The organism is Paenibacillus lentus (assembly GCF_042714055.1).
GTDB lineage: Bacteria > Bacillota > Bacilli > Paenibacillales > Paenibacillaceae > Fontibacillus > Fontibacillus lentus_A.
In genome coordinates, this window is sequence record NZ_JBHGVC010000001.1 from 647,011 (window position 1) to 668,005 (window position 20,995).

General features: G+C 51.3%; 18 protein-coding genes. 3 read left to right on the forward strand and 15 right to left on the reverse strand.

The window, feature by feature from the left end; all coding sequences use genetic code 11:
- Positions 1-165: 165 nt before the first annotated feature.
- The 13 genes from ACE3MQ_RS02765 to ACE3MQ_RS02825 all read right to left on the reverse strand — a co-directional run bounded on the left by ACE3MQ_RS02765 (position 166) and on the right by ACE3MQ_RS02825 (position 17,855).
- Positions 166-2,823, reverse strand: a complete 2,658-nt coding sequence (locus ACE3MQ_RS02765; protein ID WP_379390353.1) for a transglycosylase domain-containing protein — start codon at positions 2,821-2,823, stop codon at positions 166-168.
- Between the two features lie 130 nt (positions 2,824-2,953).
- On the reverse strand, positions 2,954-3,193 hold the full coding sequence (gene hfq / locus ACE3MQ_RS02770; RefSeq protein ID WP_379390355.1) for an RNA chaperone Hfq: 240 nt from the start codon (positions 3,191-3,193) through the stop codon (positions 2,954-2,956).
- A gap of 24 nt (positions 3,194-3,217) precedes the next feature.
- Positions 3,218-4,192, reverse strand: a complete 975-nt coding sequence (miaA, locus tag ACE3MQ_RS02775; protein WP_379390357.1) for a tRNA (adenosine(37)-N6)-dimethylallyltransferase MiaA — start codon at positions 4,190-4,192, stop codon at positions 3,218-3,220.
- Positions 4,189-4,962 (reverse strand): class I SAM-dependent methyltransferase, encoded by a 774-nt coding sequence (locus ACE3MQ_RS02780; RefSeq protein ID WP_379390359.1) that lies wholly within the window; start codon positions 4,960-4,962, stop codon positions 4,189-4,191. The genes miaA and ACE3MQ_RS02780 overlap by 4 nt, the downstream gene beginning before the upstream one ends.
- A gap of 14 nt (positions 4,963-4,976) precedes the next feature.
- Positions 4,977-7,079, reverse strand: coding sequence for a DNA mismatch repair endonuclease MutL (gene mutL, locus ACE3MQ_RS02785; RefSeq protein ID WP_379390361.1), 2,103 nt, complete (start codon positions 7,077-7,079; stop codon positions 4,977-4,979).
- 33 nt (positions 7,080-7,112) lie between these two features.
- The gene (mutS, locus tag ACE3MQ_RS02790; protein WP_379390363.1) at positions 7,113-9,977 is read right to left on the reverse strand and encodes a DNA mismatch repair protein MutS; all 2,865 of its coding nucleotides are present in this window, start codon (positions 9,975-9,977) and stop codon (positions 7,113-7,115) included.
- Positions 9,978-10,032: 55 nt separating this feature from the next.
- Positions 10,033-11,517 carry a putative amidoligase domain-containing protein gene (locus tag ACE3MQ_RS02795; RefSeq protein ID WP_379390365.1) on the reverse strand — a complete coding sequence of 495 codons (1,485 nt, stop codon included), beginning with the start codon at positions 11,515-11,517 and terminating at the stop codon, positions 10,033-10,035.
- A gap of 137 nt (positions 11,518-11,654) precedes the next feature.
- Complete coding sequence (gene cotE / locus ACE3MQ_RS02800) at positions 11,655-12,200, reverse strand: outer spore coat protein CotE (protein WP_379390367.1); 546 nt, start codon at positions 12,198-12,200, stop codon at positions 11,655-11,657.
- A 92-nt stretch (positions 12,201-12,292) separates the two neighbouring features.
- Positions 12,293-13,249, reverse strand: a complete 957-nt coding sequence (locus ACE3MQ_RS02805; RefSeq protein WP_379390369.1) for an aromatic acid exporter family protein — start codon at positions 13,247-13,249, stop codon at positions 12,293-12,295.
- Positions 13,250-13,490: 241 nt separating this feature from the next.
- On the reverse strand, positions 13,491-14,360 hold the full coding sequence (locus ACE3MQ_RS02810) for an ABC transporter permease (protein WP_379390371.1): 870 nt from the start codon (positions 14,358-14,360) through the stop codon (positions 13,491-13,493).
- Positions 14,360-15,142, reverse strand: a complete 783-nt coding sequence (locus ACE3MQ_RS02815; RefSeq protein ID WP_379390373.1) for an ABC transporter ATP-binding protein — start codon at positions 15,140-15,142, stop codon at positions 14,360-14,362. The genes ACE3MQ_RS02810 and ACE3MQ_RS02815 overlap by 1 nt, the downstream gene beginning before the upstream one ends.
- Before the next feature lie 20 nt (positions 15,143-15,162).
- Positions 15,163-16,176 (reverse strand): ABC transporter substrate-binding protein, encoded by a 1,014-nt coding sequence (locus ACE3MQ_RS02820; RefSeq protein WP_379390375.1) that lies wholly within the window; start codon positions 16,174-16,176, stop codon positions 15,163-15,165.
- A gap of 158 nt (positions 16,177-16,334) precedes the next feature.
- A complete protein-coding gene (locus tag ACE3MQ_RS02825) occupies positions 16,335-17,855 on the reverse strand; it encodes a carboxypeptidase M32 (protein WP_379390377.1) in 1,521 nt (506 codons plus the stop codon).
- Positions 17,856-18,012: 157 nt separating this feature from the next.
- Here ACE3MQ_RS02825 and ACE3MQ_RS02830 point away from each other — a divergent pair, with 157 nt between their 5' ends.
- The 3 genes from ACE3MQ_RS02830 to ACE3MQ_RS02840 all read left to right on the forward strand — a co-directional run bounded on the left by ACE3MQ_RS02830 (position 18,013) and on the right by ACE3MQ_RS02840 (position 19,405).
- Positions 18,013-18,165, forward strand: coding sequence for a hypothetical protein (locus ACE3MQ_RS02830; protein ID WP_379390380.1), 153 nt, complete (start codon positions 18,013-18,015; stop codon positions 18,163-18,165).
- A 47-nt stretch (positions 18,166-18,212) separates the two neighbouring features.
- Positions 18,213-18,788, forward strand: a complete 576-nt coding sequence (locus ACE3MQ_RS02835) for a beta-class carbonic anhydrase (RefSeq protein ID WP_379390382.1) — start codon at positions 18,213-18,215, stop codon at positions 18,786-18,788.
- 221 nt (positions 18,789-19,009) lie between these two features.
- Complete coding sequence (locus tag ACE3MQ_RS02840; RefSeq protein WP_379390384.1) at positions 19,010-19,405, forward strand: DUF2871 domain-containing protein; 396 nt, start codon at positions 19,010-19,012, stop codon at positions 19,403-19,405.
- A 197-nt stretch (positions 19,406-19,602) separates the two neighbouring features.
- Here the strand turns inward: ACE3MQ_RS02840 and ACE3MQ_RS02845 are convergent, their stop codons facing one another.
- Both ACE3MQ_RS02845 and ACE3MQ_RS02850 read right to left on the reverse strand, forming a co-directional pair.
- Positions 19,603-20,139, reverse strand: a complete 537-nt coding sequence (locus ACE3MQ_RS02845; RefSeq protein WP_379390386.1) for a GNAT family N-acetyltransferase — start codon at positions 20,137-20,139, stop codon at positions 19,603-19,605.
- Between the two features lie 12 nt (positions 20,140-20,151).
- Positions 20,152-20,778 (reverse strand): TetR/AcrR family transcriptional regulator, encoded by a 627-nt coding sequence (locus tag ACE3MQ_RS02850; RefSeq protein ID WP_379390388.1) that lies wholly within the window; start codon positions 20,776-20,778, stop codon positions 20,152-20,154.
- Positions 20,779-20,995: the final 217 nt, after the last annotated feature.

The following is a 20,995-nucleotide window of genomic DNA, read 5'->3' on the forward strand; positions in this document are numbered from 1 at the left end:
TATTTGAAAGAGAGTCACAAAACCGAAATTAAGCAGCTAAACTTTATTAAACGGCAAATACCGCATCACAAACAAAATAACACCGGGAGCCCCGTTGCCGGAAACTGCCGGTGTTATTTATCAAAAAGTTGTGATTCAAGGCTGTTGATTGCGGATGCTCCTGCCTTACCCTTCCGAGTTCATTCCGGCGGCAGGATCTACGATCTGCTCGCCTAAGCCGCCGTCCTCCGGTGGAGGCGAAATTGCATTTCCACCTCCGGGCTCGGCAGCTCCCGCGCCATCATTCCCTCCTGCGGAATTGCCGCCCCCGTCCCCGGTATCTCCTTGATCGGGAGGCGTACCTGAACCGCTGCCTGAACCATTGCCATTGCCGTTACCCTGGCCATTGCCTTGGCCGTTTCCATGGCCGTTGCCGTTACCCTGACCGTTACCCTGGCCTTGACCATTTCCTTGGCCAGGGCCGCCTTGACCGTCTCCGTTAGATCCTTGCCCAGGCGTGCTTCCATCCTCGCCTTCAGGCGGAAATGGAAGCTGACCATCCTCATCCGGATCGATGTCGTCCATAGGCTCTTCGCTCGAGATATCGACAACGACCTTATTAGAGGCACTGCTCTCGATATCATTCACTGGGTCATACGCGGTAACATAGTATTCATAGCTTGTTCCCGGCACAACACTCAAATCTTCGATCGCCGTCGTGGCCGAATCCATATAATAAATGTATTCGGATTCGGAGGCTTCCTTACGATAGATGCGGTAAACCGCACCTTCCTGTTCAACGCCATTCCAGGTCAAGGATACGGTTTGCGTATCCTCGCTATAAGAAGCGGCAAGTCCGCTCGGCGTACTTAGCTCTTCCACTGGCGGCTCCGTTTCCTGCATGTTCTTCGGTACCGGGAAATCCTTGACCGGAACGCCTTCCAGCGCTTCCTTCATGACGGCAGCGAATAATGCGGCAGTCTGACCACTGCTTCCGTTCAGCAAATGATCCTTATCAACGTTGTCGTAACCCATCCAGACCGCTCCCGTCCATTCCGGCGTATAGCCGACGAACCAAACGTCACGGTTCTTGCTGCTCTTCAGATTTTTGATGCCGTGCTGCGTCGTTCCCGTTTTACCGGCAACCGGACGGTTGATACGGGCTTTTTTCCCCGTTCCTTCATTCACGACATCCTGGAGCATTTGCGTCATCTGATAAGCGGTTTGCTCTTTAAGCACCTGTTTCTGCTTCGGAGCATCCGCCTTGTGAACCTCTTTGCCGCTATGATCCACAATGGATTTGATCGAATAAGGCTCATTATATCTGCCTTGGTTCGCAAACACACTGAAAGCCGAGGCCATTTCCAGCGTATTCGTTCCATGCGTCAACCCGCCAAGCGCAATCGCCAGGTTGCGGTCGTCCTTATCCATCGTGATGCCCATTTCGGTCGCGTATTTCACGCCGGTTCCGACACCGACCTCATTCAGCAGCCACACCGCTGGAATATTAATCGATTTCGTTAAGGCGGTTCTAAAGCTGATTGTATTAGAGTATTTTCCTCCTAAATTGCTAGGACAATACTTCCCGAAGCATTGCTTCTCGTTGCTGACCATCGAATCCGGCGTAAATTTACCCGTATCCAGCGCAGGCGCGAAGGATACGATCGGTTTAAAGGTTGAGCCCGGCTGCCTGCGGCTGTCAAGGCGGCTAAAGCCCTTGCGCTGGTAATCGCGTCCGCCAAGCAGCGCCACCAGGCTTCCGTTCTCGTGGTTCATAATGACCATGGAGGCCTGAACCTGCTGGTCATCCTTGCTCTTTTCAAAGAAGTCGTCATTGTCAAACGCTTTTTCAAGCGCTTTTTGTGCTTGCATATCCATCGTTGTATAAATTTTATATCCGCCGCGGTTAAGCTGGTCTTCCGTCAAGCCCCATTTGCGCTCCGCTTCCTCCAGGACATAATCCTTAAAGGCCTCGAAGCTTTGGTTTCTTGCCGGAGGCTCATAATTATATTCGACCGCTTTAGCATGCTCCATCTCGGCCTGCGTAATATAGTTCTGCTCGTACATGAGCTGGAGAACGACCGCTCTGCGCTGCATCGACAGCTCCGGATTACGAAGCGGATTGTATTTGGACGGCCCCTTCGGCATTGCCGCCAGGGTAGCCATTTCCCACAATTCAAGATCATTCAAATCGCTTTTGCCGAAATAGCGAATCGATGCGGCTTTAATGCCGTACACCGTACCGCCAAAGTTTATCCGGTTTAAATACATAGTAATGATGTCATCTTTGGTATTGTCCCGCTCCAGCGCCATGGCAATCGACACTTCTGTCGCTTTCCGGAAAAACGTTTTGTCGAAGTCCAGGAAGATATTCTTCGCGAGCTGCTGGGTAATCGTACTTCCGCCCTCGACGAGCTTGCGTGCAACGATATCCTTCACGGCGGCCCGGCCGATGGCCCACAGGTCGACGCCGTTATGGTCATAGAATCTTTTATCCTCCGTGGCAATGAATGCGTCCTTGAGCATTTTGGGAATTTGCTCGGAGGTGACCGGTTCGCTTTTCTCCAGGGACAATTCGCCCATCAGGTTGCCGTTGCGGTCATATACTTTAGACGTCTCATAGACCGTCAGCTTTCCTGCATTCTCTGCCAATATTTTCTCACCGTTGATCGTAATATACAGGTAGCCCGCTATGGCACAAAATATAGCAAACGCGATCGTAAAAAATGAAGTCCACAATACCCGTTTGGCCGTCAGCTTCTTCTTTCTTTTCGCCTTCGGCTTGGCCGGCTTTTGATCCGGCTTGCTGCTTCTCTCCAATCTGGAAGGTCTCTTTGTAGACATGGTTATCTCTGACTCCCTTCTTGCCAGTCTCGCATTGTGCGCGGAAAGAAAAGAACAACCTCTTGTCAGGTTGCTCTGCTCCATTTCCTATACTTTTAAACGTAATAGCTTTGAAAAAGTTTCAACCCGCCTATCCTTCGCTCTGATTTTCTTGCATCAGCGAAACATTGCGCTGCGGCTGGAACGTCGAAATCGCATGCTTGTACACCATTTGCTGGCGTCCATCGCTGTCGATGACGATCGTGAAATTATCGAATGCTCTAATCGTGCCTCTGATCTGGAAACCGTTGGTTAAGAAGACTGTAACAGGGATGCTCTCTTTGCGTAATTGGTTCAAGAACGTATCTTGGATATTAATGGACTTGTTCATTAGCCGTACCCCCAATAGAAATCATTAGTGTTTTGAATTATATTCAAGATCAGTGGGAAACTTTCCTGCTATTATAGCATGAGCGGCCTTTAAATTCCCGGAAAAATTTTGGCCGTCTCCCACGTCGATCCACGAAATGTCCTTCATCCGCCGAAACCAAGAGAGCTGGCGCTTCGCAAATCGCCGGGTATCCCTCTTTAATTTCTCTATCGCTTCGTGAAGGGGCACACCATCCTGAAGATGTTCAGCAATTTCCTTATAGCCGAGTCCCTGCATAGATATCATATCCCGGTTGTAGCCTTTATCCAGCAGTCCCTTTACCTCATCTACCAGTCCGTTAGCAATCATTTCGTCAATTCGCTGTTCAATACGGTTATAAAGCATTTGACGGTCCATTGTCAAACCGATAAAGCACAAATCATAGGGAGACTGCTTCGTCTGGCCCTCCAATTGAGACGATAAAGTCTCGCCCGTCAGATGGTAAATTTCCAATGCCCGTACGACCCGGCGAACGTCATTGGGGTGCAATCTGGCTGCCGATTGAGGGTCGATCAAGGCTAGCTTCTGGTGCAGCGCCTCTACCCCTTCTTCCTCGGCAAAACGCTTATGAGCTTCACGGAATGATTCGTCTACTCCCGCTTCCGTAAATTGGTATTCGTAGCAAACGGATTCCACATAAAGGCCCGTCCCGCCAACGATAAACGGCAGATGACCCCGATGATGAATTTCTGGAATAAGCGCTTTGCTCCATTCCTGGAACTGGGCGACCGAGAACGGCTCGTCCGGCTCCAGCACATCGATGAGATGATGGGGAACCCCCTGCATCTCCTCCTGCGTAATTTTAGCCGTACCGATATCCATCCCCCGGTACACCTGCATCGAATCGCCGGAAATAATTTCACAGGAGAAGGCTTTGGCAATCTCAATGCTGAGACGCGTCTTGCCTACGGCCGTCGGTCCGACAAGCACGAGCAATCTGGGTTTATGTTGCCTGTTCAAGGGGTAATCACTCCGTACGTTATTTTGGATCGGCCGCGTCCTAAGACGTGAAATCCCAATCTTTCGAACTCGCCGCTTCCTATTTTTTCCTTCAAAATGACCGTTCTGCGGGCGACGCGGCTGGCCTCGGCTATTGCCGCTTCTTCCAAGCGGTTGTTATTGGCAAACGCGCGCAAAGGAGAGATAGAGGAGGACTCCAGCACCGGATCGCGGAACATCGGGTCAAAATAGACGACATCGGCGCTCTGATCCGGCATTTCCTGCAGCAAACGCAGATGGTGCCCGCATCTGGGCTCAATGCGCCGGAGCGCCTCGTCAAACGGCTGCAGCCCGGAGGCGTAATGGGCAAACCCTTCGTATAATAGCGCCCATAGCGGAAGCGAATCCTCCATAGCGACCACTTTCCCTTCATGCCCGGCACCTAGGGAGAAGACGATCGAATCCGACCCCAGCCCCGCCGTACAATCGACAATTGTGTCTCCGGGCCTAACGCCTGCTGCTTCCAGCATGGTGTCCTTCTCGCCTTTCAGCAACCTTTTGGCCCGCACGAATGACATGCTGGGATGGAAGGTCATCGGCTGCTCGCCAGGACGATGCAGGCGCGCTCCGCCTTCGAGTATGACGAGGATATCCTCGCCGGGATGAAGCTCCGCCAGCCGGGCCATCGACGCCCGGTTTCTCGGGACGTAACGGCAGCCCGATTTCGCTGCGAGAGCCGCGGCACGTTCTACGGCGGCTGGCGCATGATGCTCTCCGGTCGTAATTATCAATCTTCTTCCTCCGATCACATGACTCGCTTGAACAGCTTCTCTAAATCATAGGTGGAGAAGCTGACGACAATCGGTCTTCCATGCGGACAGGTATACGGCTGCTTGCAGGCCGCCAGTCTCTGAATTAGGGTATTCGCTTCCTCCGGCGTCAGCTTCTGGTTCGCCTTGATCGATGCTTTGCAGGAGACGAGAATCGACGATTTCTCCCGCAGCTTCGCGAGGTCGATTTGCCGCTCCTCGAGCACCCATTCGGCCATTTCCTCGATGATGGCCGCCTCTTCTCCCGAAGGGAACCAATAGGGATGCGAGACGACGCGGAAGGTTCCGCCACCGAAGTGCTCCAGGATGACCCCGGCGCTCTCGAACCAGTTCAGCCGCTCCTTCAGCTTCTCGCTCTCCGCCGACGTAAATTCCAAGGTGATCGGAATGAGCAGCTCCTGGGACGCATCCGCAGGGTGTCCGAATTTCTCGTAATAGTATTCATAGTTGACTCGCTCATGAGCGGCGTGCTGATCGATGAGATACAGCCCCTCCTCATTTTGAGCGATCAGGTAGGTGCCGTGGTGCTGACCGATTAGGGTCAGCTCCGGGAAGGCCGGAAGCTCCGGCGCCGCCTCTGGCGAGCCGTACAGCGCTTCCGGCATGCGGCCGCCCGCTGGCGGGGCCGTGTAGCTGCTGCTGCCATAGGAGGCAGCAGCGCCCCCGCGGCCCGCAGGGCGGCCTTGCGGCTGCGGCACCTGCCGCGCAGCCGCCGTGCCTCCCGGCCCACCAGGGTGGCCGGGAGAGGCGCTGGCCCCGCTGCCGTAGGCCGGGGCCGCCTCATGCAGCGCAGCGGAGCCTGCGGCCGTCTCTTGACGGCCGAGGCTGTACGCGCTGCTGGGGCGCTCGGCGCCGCTTGCGGGGCGCCCGTGGCGGTCACCGCCAGCGCCGTCCTCGCGGCGCAGCGCGCCAGGCGCTGGCTCCGCGGCTGCAGGGCCTGGCGCCGGGCTGTGCCCCGCGGCTGCGTCCTGCGGGGGCAGCCCGGGGCTTGCCGCATCCGCGCGCGCCGCCGGGAAGTGGAACTGCTCTTGAATAACCGAGCGGTTCGTCCCTTTGCCGATGGTCTGCTTCACGACCTGCGGAATCAGTACCTGGCCTTGCAGCAGCTGGCGAATGCTCTCCTCGACGAAGGCGTTCAGCTCCGGCTCCTTGCTGAACCTGACTTCGAGCTTGGACGGATGCACGTTCACATCGACCAGCGAGGGATGCATTTCCAGCTGAAGAACAGCCAGCGGATAACGATTGATCGGCAGCAGCGTATGATAGGCCCGCAGAATCGCCTGATACAATCCCTGGTTGCGAATATATCTGCCGTTGACGATCGTCGACATGCCGCTGCGGTTCGAACGGGTTAAATCCGGCCGGCCGATATAGCCGCTGATTTTATAGTCGAGATTGTCTGCGGCAATAGGAAGCATCGCTCTTGAGGCATTAATCCCGTAAATCGATGCGATGACCTGAAGCAGATCGCCATTGCCTTGCGTTTGCAGCAAGGTATTGCCATTATGGCGAAGCGTGATGGCAATCTCGGAATGCGCAAGCGCCTGGCGGTACATCACGTCCGAAATATGCCCGAGCTCCGTCTGGATCGTTTTCATATATTTCAGTCTAGCAGGCGTATTGTAGAACAGCTCTTTGATCGTGATATCCGTACCCTTCGGCGCTGCCGCCTCCTCGCTCTGCTTCAAAGAGCCGCCTTCAATCGCGATGACCCGGCCGAGGCCGCTGTCATCGCTGCTCGTCAGCAGCTGTACTTTAGCGACAGCCGCGATACTGGGCAATGCCTCGCCGCGGAACCCGAGGCTGCGGATCTGGAACAAATCCCGCCCGGAAAGCAGCTTGCTCGTCGCATGGCGGAAGAATGCCGTCTCACAGTCCTCCGGCTCAATACCCGAGCCGTTATCCGTTACCCGGATGAGCTGCAGCCCGCCTTCCTCCACCTGAACGTCAATTTTGCGGGCCCCGGCATCCACTGCATTTTCGACCAGCTCCTTGACCACCGAAGAAGGGCGTTCGACCACTTCCCCGGCGGCAATCTGGTTGGCAATATGCTCGTCCAGCACAACAATATGGGCCATCGTCACTCACCTCTTCCTACAGACTTTCTTCGACTACAAGTTTTTGGCCTTCATCTTCAAATCATTGACAAGCTGCATCGCCTGAAGCGGCGTCATATTCAACAGATCGGCATTTTTAACCATGTTAAGTATACTGCGAACCTTAGCATCCTCTTCAGCAGGTCTCGATTTCGAGACCGGCAGCTCGTCGCCGAAGATGGAGAGCTGCACAACCTCTGCATTGCCCGCCGTTTCGTTCGATATGTCTTTGGGTTCACTATTCTCAGTTCCCGCCTTGTTGACAACTGCCCCATCTTCGACTGCTGCTCCTGCGCAAGCTTCGCTTCCTGCTGAAGCCGCAGAGGCTCCGTTTGCCGTACCCGGCGAGTCGGAATGCTTGTAGTCCGCAGCGCCTGTTGAATTTACGCGATGAACAGCATTCCCTAGAGCTCGTCCTTCAGCCACTTCCAAAGACCTAGCACCCGTCTGGGCGCTTCGCCCCTCTGCCCCGCCGGACGCGACCTCGGCAGCCGCTTGCTCAAAGCCCTGCAGCAATCCGTAGGCGCGTTCAATAATGCCGCCCGGCAGCCCGGCCAATCTGGCGCAGTAGATGCCATAGCTTGTATCCGCCGCCCCGGGAATCAGCTTGCGCAGGAAATGCACCTTGTCCCCGCTCTCCTGTACGGCCATGCAATAATTGCTTAGCCCGTTAAGGCTGCCCTCCAAATGAGCCAGCTCATGAAAATGCGTAGAGACGAGCGCTTTACAGCCAATATGATCATGGACGTATTCAATGACCGCTTGGGCGATCGCCATGCCTTCGCTCGTTGACGTACCGCGCCCCAGCTCGTCGATGATGATCAAGCTGCGCGAGGTTGCCTTCTCCGTCATGACCTGGATGTCGGCCATTTCGACCATGAACGTGCTCTGCCCGCCAATCAAGTCATCCGCAGCGCCTATGCGCGTAAATATCCGATCGATCATCGGAATTTCGGCGGATGCCGCCGGAACGAAGCTGCCGATTTGCGCCATGATCGATATGAGCGCCACTTGGCGCATATACGTACTCTTCCCGGCCATATTCGGCCCGGTAATAAGTAAAATGCTGGCCTCGTCCTGCTTGAGCGTCGTTCCGTTCGCGATAAAGGCGGAATCGCTCATGACCGATTCTACGACCGGGTGACGGCCCTGCTCGATCACCATATTATAGCCGTCGGTTAGAACCGGCTTCACAAAGCCGCTGTCCGCCGCCACGGCAGACAATGAGCGGTATACGTCAATCTCGGCGATATGCTCGGCAAGCCGCTGCAGGCGGGTGATTTCCCGACTGATCTGCTCACGCAGCTCGCTGAATAAAGCATACTCCAGGTCAACCATCTTTTCTTCCGCTTCCAGAATCAGCGTTTCTTTTTCCTTCAGCTCCGGCGTCACAAAACGCTCCGCATTCGCCAGTGTTTGCTTCCGTTCGTACCTGCCTTCAGGCAAAGAAGACAGATTCGCCTTGGTCACTTCGATATAGTACCCGAATACTTTGTTGTAACCGATTTTCAGCGACTTAATCCCTGTAGCCTGGCGTTCGGCGGCTTCCAGCTCGGCGATCCAGCGTTTGCCGTTCGTCCCTGCTTCCCGCAGCTCGTCCAGGCGCTCGTGGTAGCCGCTTTTGATGATGCCGCCATCTCTGACGGATACGGGGGGCTCGTCCGCAATGGCAGCCTCGATCCAATCCGCCAGGTCGACGCATTCATCCATCTCTCCGGCGATGCGGGCGAGCGTGGTTGACGCCGAGGACTGGCACAGCGCTTTGATGCCTGGCACTTGCCGCAAGGACTGCTTCAGGGCGATGAGATCCCGCCCATTAGCATTGCCGAAGGCAATCCGCCCCACAAGCCGCTCCAGGTCATAAATTTGCTTCAGAGCTTCCTTCAAATCTTCCCGAAGCATAAAGGCCCCGTGCAAATGATCGACGGCCTCCAGCCGCTCCTCGATCTGACTGCGATGCAGCAGCGGCTTATCGATCCAGCGCCTCAGCATTCTCGCGCCCATGGACGTCTCCGTCCGATCCAGCAGCCACAGCAGCGAGCCCCGCTTGGAGCGTTCGCGAACCGTCTCCACCAGCTCCAGATTGCGGCGCGTAAATGGATCCAGGATCATATAATGCTCGGGCTCGTAAGCCGAAATTTTCGTTAGCTGTCCGAGTGAACGCTTCTGCGTCTCGCTCAAATAACCGACCAGCAGAGCCACGCAGTCGCGGCGTTCCGGTTCTAGTCTGGCCCAGACAGCCTCTCCAAACTGCTTGCGTCCGAGCTCGTCCCTCGCCTTGTCCCACGGTGTATATACGATCGGTTTGCCTACGGGACTGCTGGACTGGCGCATCCATTCCAAAAGCGCGTCATCCCCGATCATTTCAGAGGGATCGTAGAGTCCAACCTCGTCTCTCAACCATTCTTTGCTGGAAGGAGAGGAGCTTACATACAGTTCCCCGGTGGACAAGTCGCAGGAAGCGATCGCCATCATGCCCTGCCGCTCCGTAATGCATAGAATGTAGTTGTTCGCTTTGTCGCCGACGGTTTTCCCTTCCATAACTGTACCGGGTGTAACGACCCGGACGATTTCGCGGCGCACGACGCCTTTCGCCTGTGCAGGGTCTTCCGTCTGCTCGCAGATCGCCACCTTATAGCCTTTCTCGATCAGCCGGTGTATGTAATTCTCAGCAGAATGATAAGGAACGCCGCACATCGGAATTTTCTCCTCGGGCCCTCCCCCTCTAGCCGTTAACGTAATTTCCAGCTCCTTCGAGGCAAGTATCGCATCATCAAAAAACATCTCATAAAAATCACCCAGCCGGAAAAAAAGAAATGCATCCTGCGCCTGGGCTTTCACGCTTAAATATTGTTGAATCATCGGCGTATAGGTTGCCATGATCATCCTCCATGCCCATTTCATAGACTTCTATTATATCAAAAGCCACCTCAGCTTACGAATGGTTTTCCAATTTCCACGGCTTGCGAATGTCCGTCGTCTCATCCCAGGTTCGCCCTGAACAGGCTGCCTCCATGAAAGGAGCAATATAGCTCTCATATTTCGAATAAGCTGCTAGTGAACTCAGATCGGCGTGCAGCTCAGGCAATACCTCGCGCAGCTGATTCTGATCCCCTTTGTAAAAAGCGGTATAAATTCTGTCATCCAGCAGCGGTCTTCGTTTTAAGTGCTCCTCATGCCCTGCGATCAGTGCAGCAATGGCAACGACTCCCTTGGTTACCAGGGGGGAAACCAAGAAGCTGGGCAAGGTGCGATACTCGAACCCTCCATGTCGCTGCAGCCGGAAATCCCCTAAAAAACCATAACGGGGACGCCTTTGGGAGCCGCGTTGATCTTCCAAAACAGCGACCGGCAAGGCCAGGTAATTATCCAGTGCCTGCAGCAGCTCGAAGGTCAAGGGAATCCCGCTGAAATGCAGATGGCCTCCTAGGGGGAAGCCGCGCTGGGGCATCCCTCCCGCCTGCCACTGCAGCGCCTTATCGTCGATCGATTGATAAGCAAGCCGAAAAGCACGCAGCAAATGCACGAGCACCTCCCGCGGCTCTCCTCCCGGCTGCGGGCGCAGCTCAACCAGCGGAAACCGCCGCTCCCCCCGGTACCTTAGCGAATCACATCCCGCTTCGCCGGCAAGCTCCAGATAACGGGAAGCCGGAATCACTTTGCCCGTCGCCCGGTTAAAGAGCAGAAATTCCGGATCCATGCCCAGCAGCGTCTGCTGCTCTTTCTCTGCGCCACTCTGTTGATAGAGCTCCAGCACTGTATTGAGAACGGCCTTGGCAGCTTGCTCCGCCCGTTCCTCCCCGCGAAAATCCGGCATAGGGGACACATGCTCTACTGTGAACCTGCCATCTTCTCCTGCGTTGATCGTCACCTCTCCCATTTGCAGATTCAGGGCGTAAAGCGTTCGGACGGCGATTTTTTCAAGCCGGCGATCCAGCAGCGAGCTGTGCCCCTCCTCCTCTCCGAACTCGGGCTGATTTAAATCTAAGGCTAAGGCACCGAGCGGGGCGATAGAAGTAGCTTGTAAATGAAAGACCTGGACGACGAAACGGCGGATAAATTTACGATTTTGAAGCTTATGCGGATGATTTCCAGCGGAAGATAGGGAAGCTTTTAGCCCACTTACCATTAGGCGATTTTGCCGATCGAGCGTCGACCTTTCGAGAAATTTGGCCAAATCTTTATTAATTGTAAATAACTGTTCTGGATCAGCAGCAACCACAGCCATAACATCCAAACTAATTTCTATCCATTCCCTAGAAGCCGCCAGCGTACTCACCGATGGGTGTCTTACACCCTTACTGGCATAGATTCGGTACCTCCCGCCGCGTGCCAAAACATTGAGAGCCTCCAGCAGCTTTTGAGCAGATGCCCCAGGTATGACCTGAATCCGTATTCCGAACCGGCGGAATCGCTCCATCCCCTAGTCCCCCTCGTACAACGAAAGTGATCGGCATTCATTTTATTTTTTTATAAAAAGAGGGCAGCCGCCCTCGACGACGCCGCCCCTGCCGCATATATTGGATTATCTTCACCTAGCGCGTATCCTCTCGAAGGCTACAGATCGTCGTCGAGGAGATCCGGATCCAGGTCTTCGTATTCTCCCGGATCGGAGCCAAAATCGAACTCCTTGTCTTCGTAATAGCCGCCAGGCACAACAAGGACATTGATCTTCGTTTCAGCGATGAACTCGACGGCGAATTCCCGCTCTACGCGGATGGATACACGGCCATCCCCAGATACGCTCGCTTCAACGGTGCTCGGCTCCTGCGTTGCCTCCGCAGATACTTCCACCGTTGAAGAGCGGTGTCTGGAGTCCAAATAATTGAGTGGCACATTTTCTACATAAGAAATCGTCTCTTTCGCTACTTCCGTCTGAGAGTTTTTACTGAAGGAATACCAAATGTTGATATCGTAAGTACCAATAACTTCAATTCCGTCGCCTGCTGAGACCGCCTCATACTGGTGGTTTATAATCCACGCTCCCAGTATGCTCGTCGGCTTATGTGGCGGAGTCACGGTATGGGTTACGGTAGAGAACTTACGACCTTTGCCGCAGATCGCTTTCGTAATAATCTCTCTACTTTGATATTTCGATGACATGTTCGAACCTCCTCCATACATCATTCACTACAATTGTATGCAGGACATAGGCGAATGTTGATTGGACGAAGCAAAATATTAAGAAAAACGGTTTATGACTTTGAAAAAGCGGGAACTTTATCTTTTTTAGCGATTTCCAGATACATCGCCAGCTCCCGACAGATTTGGAGAACGGCAGAACGAATTTCGAATTCTTCTCTTGTGGAGGGCAGCTCCATTTTTTTGAATTCCTGTTCCCATTCCGCCAGCATCGCCTCCGTTTTACCGGTGTATTCCGCCTTTGTCACATCCAAGCTCAAGCGTTCGAATAACATGGCGGCAATGTCGGTCTGCGGCATCCGCTGAAATACCTGGGCGATAAGCTCGAGCATGGACTCTACTCGCTCCAGCTGCTGCTTGCGCATATAGAAATAAACGGTCCATGATTCATTTGGCGAGACAAGCTGATTTTCAAGCGCCCGCTTAGCGGTAGAGAGCCCGTCATTGATCAGGGCGCCAGCCTCAATCAATTCTTTCCCGTCCCACACATGCTGCGGATGATGGAGGGTCAGGGCAATTTGGCTAAAAATGTCCGCGAACAGCTCGTCGATTTTTTGCCGAATTTCACTTAATTTATTCTCTTCCTTGGGCATATAGATCAAATTCACGAGCACCGCGGCCCCCAGCCCGATCAGCAGCAGCTCGATTTGCGTAAGCAGCACCTGCAGGCTCAGTTCCTCACCGCCAAAGACTCGAAATACGACGACGGAGCTCGTGACGATTCCATCCTTGAAATGAGCACGCGACATTAGCGGGAAGGCGATCAAAATGTAAAGGACAAGCACCCAAATGTGGAAGCCAAGTATGTAAAACAGCCCGAAGGCCAGCAGCAGACCTAAAATCGAGGCGAAGAAGCGTGAGGATACCGTAAGCAAGCTCCGCTTCCGCGTTACATCTACTCCAAGTATAGCTAGCAGCCCCGCAGATAATGCCCCTTCAATTCCAAACGCATCCGCAACGATAATGGCTATTAATGTTGCTATCGCCGTTTTTATGACTCGAAAACCCATTTAACCACCCTTTAATCCCTAATCTGTTTTGTAAAATATCATGAAATTCCTTAAAAAGCATCGTACTACGTTTAATAGCTGCTGCACAATGATCATTCAGATGGTTAAATATAAAAGATCGCATCCCCCTCCTTCGAACATCGCGAGTTTTAAGCTCGAAAGATTCGAAATCTATTGGAATTTGCGATCTATTTTTGATCTATTCGTGATCTGTTAGATGTTGCGAAATCAGCATAGCAAGTTATGAATGCCCGCGAACCAGCTTGCGTTCGATATAAACGACGAGCTGGTACATGGCCGTGGCCACAAGCGCAATAATGACGAGGCTGGATAATACTAAAGTAAAATTAAACACTTGGAAGCCATACACGATCAAGTAGCCCAGACCTATTTTGGCGACTAGAAATTCTCCAACGATGACGCCTACCCAGGCCATGCCCACGTTGACTTTGAGCGTCGAAACAATGGTGGGGAAGGAAGCGGGCAATATCGCCTTTTGAAACACGTCCTTGCGGCTTCCGCCAAAGGTTCGTATAACCTTCGTATAGTTGGCATCCACTTCATTGAAGCTAGTATAGACGACGAGTGTCGTAACAATGACGGTAATGGATAAGGTGGTAATGACAATCGCGGTAAACCCAGCGCCGAACAGCACGATGAAAATTGGGCCGAGCGCAACCTTAGGCATGCTGTTGAAGACAACCATATAGGGATCAAGAACCTTGGATAGAAAAGGCGACCACCAGATGATGACAGCAAGCAGGGTACCGATTAACGTGCCTAATAAAAAGCCGACCACGGTCTCGGAAACCGTCATGGCAAGATGCGGCCAAAGCTCTCCGCTGATCACGTCTTTCACAATTTGCTGGCCAACTTTGGAAGGATAGCTGAAAATCAGCACATCAACCCATTTTAATCGTCCTGCAACTTCCCATAGAACAATAGAAAATAGCAGCAGAAATACCTGAACGGCGAAGACGTTCCTCTTCAATTTCCGTTTGGCCTGCAAGTGCTGCCGCCATTTATGAGATAACCAAGCTTGCGAATCTGCGCTATTTAAAGCCTGTTGATTCTTTTTTCCTTTATTGTCCGGCCGATCCTCCCCCTTCATCAGTCTCGCCCCTTCCTCTCGGATGCTTCCAGTTCTCTCCAAATTTCATGGAATAATGCATTGAACTCTGGCTCCTCCCGCGCGTAAAAAGGCTGCGCCCGGCGGATGTTCTCCGGAACCTCGAACGTACTGCGAATCTTGCCGGGTCTTGAGCCGAGGACGATGACTCGATCACTGACGGCGATCGCCTCCGACAAGTCATGCGTCACTAGAATTCCGGTCTTTCTTCGCTGCTTCAACGTATCGACCACAAGATCCTCAAGTTGGAGCTTCGTCTGGTAATCGAGCGCGGAGAAAGGCTCATCGAGCAGCAGCAGGTCAGGGTTCGTGGCCAGCGTTCTGGCCAGTGCGACCCGCTGCCTCATCCCGCCTGACAATTGGTGCGGATACAGATGATCCGTCCCGGCGAGCCCCATACCCTTTAGAAGATCCTGAGCCAAATCCTTGCTTTGCTTGCTAAGCCGATTCGTTAATTCCAAACCCAGCAATACATTATCCACAATGCTCCGCCAAGGAAATAAATAATCCTGCTGCAGCATATAGCCTACTTCCGGTGTAGATCCGTTGACGGGCTTGCCATGAAGCAATACCAGCCCTCTGGAAGGGGCGATTAATCCGGCCATCAGCGACAGCAGCGTCGTTTTGCCGCAGCCGCTCGGGCCGACCAAGCTGATAAATTCCCCGCTTGCCACGGACAGATTCATGTCCTGGAGGGCAAGCGTCGCTTCACGATCGGTTACATATGCAAGATCGACATGCTTCAACTGAATGACAGGCACCATGTGGTTTACACCTTCCTCCCTCACGGCGATGGGTTTGACTCTATTGCAAATTGCGCATATTTGTTGTTCGCGAGTTCATTTACGGCTACTCGCTCTTTCAGCTCTCCTGCCCCCTCCATCACGTCAAGCAGGTTATTCCAGGACTCCTCTGTTATCTCTGGAGATTCCGCGTATGATCCCTGCTCCAAATAACGCTTCACCGAGCTCTCGAGAATATCCATATCCGTATCCTTGAAATAAGGAGAGATCACACTTGCCGTTTCGGCCGCTGAATGCTCCTGCACCCACTTTTGAGCTTTATGAATCGCATCGGTGAACTTTTGAACGATCTCATCGTTTTTGCTCATATAGCTCTGCTTCGTCATAAATACCGTGTAAGGCAATCGTCCGCTCTCCGTGCCGAAGGAGGCAATGACATGTCCCTTGCCTTCCCGTTCGAAGATCGAAGCCTGCGGCTCAAAGAGCTGTACAAACTGTCCCGTACCCGAAGCATATGCGGCAGCAATATTGGCAAAATCGATATTCTGAATCAGCTCCAGGTCATTCTGCGGATCGATGCCGTGCTTGCGCAGCGTAAACTCTCCAGCCATCTGCGGCATCCCGCCCTTGCGTTGTCCAAGGAATACCGCCCCCCGAAGCTGTGACCAATCAAAATCATCAAGCGGCTCTCTGGCGACGAGAAACGTCCCATCCGTCTGCGTGAGCTGTGCAAAGTTGATTACCGGATCTTCCGCCCCTTGCTGGTATACATAGATTGAGGTTTCGGCACCGACCAGAGCCACATCGATCGCGCCTGACAGCAGGGCGGTCATCGTCTTATCTCCTCCGGCTGTCGTTTGCAGCTCTACGTCCAATCCTTCTTCCTCAAAAAAACCCTTTTCCAAAGCGACATATTGCGGTGCATAAAAGACAGAACGGGTGACTTCCCCAATTTTAACCTTATGCGACTGGCCGCCGCCTCCGCACCCGCCAATAAGTGCGGGGAAGAAAATGAATAGCAGGATCCAGGCTGCGGCATGACGTTTGTTCCACATTTCGCTCACCTCTTTCATATAGAAGCTTTAGTAAAGGATATGCGGCAGCCTTTCATTTGGTTATGACATGCAGAAAGAGACCGTCGCTAACGATCTGTATAGATGTTAGTGACGGTCTCTTCTTGTGCTAAACTAGCCTCAATTCGAAAATCAAAACGTTATTTCAGCCCGTAGATCGCCTTATACTTCTGCTCCAAATAATCGGCCAAATAATTCGGATTAAGCTCCTCGCCCGTTACCCGTTTAATAATTTCGGCTGGCTTTTGGCTTTTGCCGTATTTATAAATTTGCTCCGTAAGCCACTCTTTGATGGGTGCGAAATTGCCTTCTGCAATCAGTTCATCGAACTTTGGCAATTGCTTGCGCATCGTGTTGACGATTTGCGCCGCATACATGTTGCCGAGCGCATAGGAAGGGAAGTAGCCGAAGCTGCCGCCGGACCAGTGCACATCCTGCAGCACGCCCAAGCTGTCATTCGGCGGTGTCAGGCCGAGGTAGGTCTTGTATTTCTCATTCCATACCTTCGGCAGCTCGCTGACCGATAGACCTTCATTGAACAGCTGCTTCTCAATCTCATAGCGAATAATGATATGCAGATTGTAGGTCAGTTCGTCGGCCTGAATGCGGATCAATGAATTTTCTACGCGGTTTACCGCTTTATAAAAATCGTCCACGGTAACATTCTTGAACTGTTCCGGGAAATGCTGCTGCAAGTCGCCGTAATATCGCGTCCAGAATTCATGGCTGCGTCCGATGAAATTCTCCCAAAGGCGGGACTGGGATTCATGTATCCCCATCGACGCCCCTTCGCCCAGCGGGGTTCCAGCAAGCTCGGAGCTCACATTCTGTTCATACAGGGCGTGGCCTCCTTCATGCAAGGAACTGAACAGAGCAAAGGTTACGTCGTCCTGTAAGTATTGCGTCGTGATGCGGATATCGCCCTGGTTTAACGTAATTTCGAAGGGATGAACGCTTTCATCCACGCGGCCGGCTTCGAAATCATAACCAATCTGCTCCAGCATAAACAATCCAAATTTCTCCTGCTGAGCTTTATCAAATAGTTGATTCATAAAGGAGGCCTGCGGCTCCGTGGAAGCCTTCCTGATCTCCTCCACTAATGGTACGAGCCGATCGCGAAGCTGCCCGAAAACTTCGTCGAGCTTTTCTACAGTCAAATCCGGTTCATATAAATGAAGCAGCGTATCGTACCGCGTTGCCTTCGGCCCCCAATAATCGATGAACTCCCCTGTCTTCTCCACGATTTGCGCCAAGTAAGGCTCGAACCCGGCGTAGTCGCCCTGTTCTTTGAAATCCTCCCACAGGGTCTCCGCCAGCGCAGTAAGCTCCGTATATTCCTGGTACTTATGAGGCGGAATCTTTACGCTGCGATCGTATTCCTCCTGGGTTACGGTAATGATCCGTTGTTTCACTTCATCAAGCTCGGCAAATACGGTCGGCGAGTTTAAGTAGGTGAGCAATTTTCCCATCTCTTCCGACGTTTGAAGCCTGAAGGCTTCCGTCATCAGCACGCCGATCGTTTCGGAACGGCCCTGCGCCCCTTTCTTCGGTGCGCCGGTGCGAAGATCCCAATGCATCAGTGCTACAGCTTCATGATAGCTTTTAATTTTGCGCAGCAAATCTTGAAATTGTTCCCAAGTTGAAGCGGTTGTCTGATTCATATTATTTCCCACCTCTATCCAGAAATTTATACCTTCCTCTTGATGATACTTTTTACACCACGTATAATCAAATTTTGAAGCCATGTATTCTGTGAAGATTCAGATGAGAGTGTATCACTTTTTGTCGCAACCTGAGCAAAGGAGCTTTCCCATAAAAATGACTCTTGATGTGGCCAGCCGTTTTTTTGAGGATAAGCTGTTCCTTAAGGGAGATGAATCTAGCAAAACATTCCGTTTAGATGGCATATCGCAGCTTTATAAATGGAATATGCGTCTTGTCGATCATCGGCAGGAAGCAAGGAAGAAGTAAGTTAGGAGCAGTTGGAAGTAAGTCACAAGCAATAAGGAGGTAACACTATGAGCCAAATCGAAACGATTATGGAGCACAACAGGAAGTTTGTAACCGAGAAAGAATACGAGGCATACATCACGGACAAATTCCCGGATAAGAAAATCGCCATCGTAACTTGCATGGATACCAGACTTGTCGAGCTTCTGCCTAAAGCCATGAACCTGCGCAACGGCGACGCCAAAATTATTAAAAATGCAGGTGCCGTCATCTCCCAGCCTTTCGGATCCGTTATGCGGAGTCTGCTGCTGGCCATTTACGAGCTGCAAGCCGAGGAAGTGTTCATCGTTGGACATACGGGCTGCGGCATGGCTTCCTTGAATTCGGAGCATATGATTAACGAGATGAGGGAGCGCGGAATTTCAGATGATGTGCTGAGCACGCTGGAGAACTCGGGGATTAGGCTAAGAAAATGGCTGCGCGGCTTCAGTAACGAAAAAGAAGGTATAATCCATACCGTCGAGATCGTAAAAAAACATCCGCTTCTTCCTTCGAACATCCCTGTTCACGGCATGCTGATCGACTCCATGACTGGAGAACTGGAGCTCGTCGTTGACGGAAGAGAAAATAGCAGCCATTCATAATCTATTACGGCTTTAATCACCATGCATAATTATGCTATTATATGTATTTTTAAGCAGCTGTTGACCTCGTGTCGGCAGCTGCTTTTTGTTGTTTCCCACTATAACGTGAATTGTTTCACTTTGTTAAAATTCTTTCATAATGTGTTCATATTGCGTTCATTTGGCCGTGCTATACTGACCGTAAATCAGAAAGAACTACTCTTTAAAGGAGAGAATAAATCGTGAAAAAATTATATTATACGTCCTTTTTCTACGCGGTACTCGGCCTGATCGCCGGGGTAGCCTATCGTGAGATCACCAAACTCAACGAATTCAGCGGACAAACCGTCCTCGTTGCCCTCCATACGCATATTTTGGTGCTGGGCTTCCTCTTCTTCACCGTCGCCCTGATCCTGGCCAAAGTATTCCAGGTGCATGAAGCAAAATCATTCGGGGCCTGGTATATCGTATATAATCTAGGCCTGATCATTACCATCGCCGCTATGGCGGTTCGCGGCATGCTGCAAATCAACGGCACCGACATCAGCTTCCTGCCTCATATCGCTGGACTCGGCCACACGATTCTGGCTGCTGGCATTATTTGGCTGCTCGTGCTGCTTCGCAAGAGAGTTCAATAAACAAGGAAAAAAGCGGTTGTTGATAATCAGCAGCCGCTTTTTTTGATATTATTCAAAAGAAGGATTGAACTCGGCTTAAGTTAGGAAAGCGTCTATACTGTCTAATTTAAAGCCTTTTGTAGCCATGATTTTAGGGTTTGTATTATTATACAAGCCGATTACAGGGGGGACTCAGCTATCGTAGACAGCCTTTCATTTTACTGGTTAAAATACTCATCCTGGAGAATACCCATTTGAATGATGTCATACCATTTTCCTTTTCTAAACAGGCATTCCCTGATCATTCCTTCCTGTTCAAAGCCGATTTTTTTATACAGATGAATGGCCCTGTCATTAAACGAAAATACCTTAAGAGATACCCTGTGCAGATTCATTTCGTAAAAAGCATAGTCCAGCAGCAGCTTCAGTCCTTCTGAACCGTAGCCTTTTCCCCAATATTCCTTTTCTCCAATGTCAATAATGCACTCCGCATTTCTGTTTTTATAATCAATAAGGATTAAGGATACAACGCCAATTGGTGTTTCATTAGTTTTATCAACCATAATGTAGCTTTTAGCGGAATGCGCCCCTAGGATGACCTGATCAACAAAATCTTTCGTTTCCTCCAGGGAATAAACGTCTAAAGACGGATTGGTGGATTGCATCACATCCATATCATTTCTCCATGCGTGATACAGCTCTGTATCTTCGTGCGTCATTTTTCTTAATCTGATTCTTGATGATTCGAACAACATAACGACCACTCCTTATTTTGCATTGTGTGCTGGATTAATTAGATTTTCCAAAGAGGAAATAAAGACGATTAATTGCTCTTTCACTTTGGTTTTCTCGTGTCCCAATTGAAACGTGTCCAACATTAAACCATTTATAAATGAAATGAGATACCTGGCAATAGAAGAAGGGTGCAATTTGGGGCTAAATTCCCCTCGCTGAACGCCTTCAAGCAATACTTTTTCAATAGCTTCCGCAGTACGATTGTATCGTTCAGCAATGTAAGGGAAATTATTTTTATTCTTCACATATTTGGACGATAAAAAGAATTCTGCCTTTGCGTGCACCAACGATTGATCAATAGCCTCAATATGAAGCTGCTGTGCTTCTATCCAGCGTTTTAAATGGGGCCAGATAGGCCCTTCATCAGAGGGTACGATATGCTGAACATCTTGTTGGTCATGATATTTTAAGACTTCAATAAAAACATGGTCAATATTATCGAAGTAACTGTAAAATGCCCCTCTGGAGACTCCGGCTTCATCCATAATATCTTGCATAGATGTGTGTACGTATCCTTTTTCGATAAACACTTTCTTGGCTGCTTTGATCAATTCTTTTTTTCTCTCTCTTTTATATTCTTCGCTAACTTTTGGAGCCATAGTATCACCTCCTTCATAAGGAAATTAAAAGAAAAAATAAAACTATACACCATTGTCGTTTTTGTAATCTCATTATACCGACACTAGTGTATAGTTTCAATATGGAATAGCTGTGTTTTTTCAAACGAGCCCTTGTTTTATAAATTATGAATAAATCAATGATACCAAGTGCAATGGGCATTCTCGGGAGCCACGACCAAACTACTTGTTAGTTAAA